Genomic DNA, 1751 nt, shown 5'->3' with positions numbered 1-1751 from the left:
TTTACGTCCATATTGCCTTGTACAAGTACGCAGCATACTGTCAGGTTCGGCTCTGACTGCGGATTTGCCTACAATCATCGACGCCTACACCCTTTAACCACCTATTCCGTCAGATGGCAGGACTGTCACTTCTCCGTCTCCACATCGCTCCATAAAGTAGTATGGGAATATTAAACCATTCTTCCATCGGAATCGCCGTTCGGCTTATCCTTAGGTCCCGACTTACCCTGATCCGATTAACGTTGATCAGGAAACCTTAGTCTTTCGGCGAGGAAGTTTCTCACTTCCTTTATCGTTACTTATACCTACATTTGCTTTTCTATACGCTCCAGCAAGGGTTATCCCTAACCTTCAACGCCTATAGAATGCTCCCCTACCATGTGTTGACACATCCATAGCTTCGGTAAACAGTTTATGCCCGAGTATTATCCACGCCAGACTCCTCGACTAGTGAGCTGTTACGCACTCTTTAAATGAATGGCTGCTTCCAAGCCAACATCCTAGCTGTCTCTGCAGTCTGACTTCGTTAGTTCAACTTAACTGTTATTTGGGGACCTTAGCTGATGGTCTGGATTCTTCTCCTCTCGGACGCGGACCTTAGCACCCGCGCCCTCACTCCACGGCAATATATAGTACGCATTCGGAGTTTATCTGGACTTGATAGGCGGTGAAGCCCTCGCATCCAATCAGTCGCTCTACCTCATACTATACTAACCGCAGGCTGCACCTAAATGCATTTCGGGGAGTACGAGCTATCTCCAAGTTTGATTAGCCTTTCACCCCTACCCTCAGTTCATTGGAACACTTTTCAACGTATACCCATTCGGACCTCCAGTTAGTGTTACCTAACCTTCATCCTGACCAAGGGTAGATCACTTGGTTTCGCGTCTACTCCCTCCGACTAAATTGCCCTGTTCAGACTCGCTTTCGCTTCGGCTCCGTACCTGAAGTACTTAACCTTGCCGGAGAAAGTAACTCGTAGGTTCATTATGCAAAAGGCACGCCGTCACATCCGAAGATGCTCCGACCGCTTGTAGGCAGACGGTTTCAGGGACTATTTCACTCCTCTGTTCGAGGTTCTTTTCACCTTTCCTTCACAGTACTGGTTCGCTATCGGTCTCTCGGGAGTATTTAGCCTTACGGGATGGGCCCCGCTAATTCACACAGAATTTCTCGTGCTCCGCGCTACTCAGGATACCACTAAGCTTCGTCAGTGAGTCGTGTACCGGGCTATCACCGTCTATGGCCGTTCTTTCCAAAACGTTCCACTTCACTAAGTTCTTGCTACATCGTGGTCCTACAACCCCGGTATTGCCTAAACAACACCGGTTTCGGCTGTTCCGCGTTCGCTCGCCACTACTTGCGGAATCACTTTTGTTTTCTTCTCCTATGGGTACTTAGATGTTTCAGTTCCCCACGTTCGCCTTCCTTACGGAATGACTGGCCTTCAACCAGCCGGGTTGCCCCATTCGGAAATCTTCGGATCAAAGGTTATTTGCACCTACCCGAAGCTTATCGCAGCTTATCACGTCCTTCATCGCCTCCGAGAGCCAAGGCATCCACCGTCTGCCCTTGCTTACTTTCTTTATCAATGACACGGTTTCTAAATTAATAATTAAAAATTAATAATGAAGAAATGCGTCTTGGATTGATATATCTTTAGCTTGCTCTTACTTTTTTCGTTACTTAACTTTATTTGAAGTTGTCCAATACGTCAAAGATCTTATTTACACCATTGCTGATGTTTTTTT

At 47.0% G+C, this 1751-nt stretch carries 1 rRNA gene (cut by a window edge); it reads right to left on the bottom strand.

What is annotated here, in order from left to right:
* A 23S ribosomal RNA gene (locus DWW90_RS20695) occupies positions 1–1586 on the bottom strand; its annotated part reaches 1308 nt to the left of the window's first position; the annotation flags it as partial.
* Positions 1587–1751 lie beyond the last annotated feature (165 nt).

The sequence above is a fragment of the Parabacteroides sp. AF17-28 genome (assembly GCF_003479205.1).
GTDB lineage: Bacteria > Bacteroidota > Bacteroidia > Bacteroidales > Tannerellaceae > Parabacteroides > Parabacteroides acidifaciens.
The sequence above is the reverse complement of the archived record's forward strand: the minus strand, read 5'-3'. Positions and strand labels throughout refer to the sequence as shown.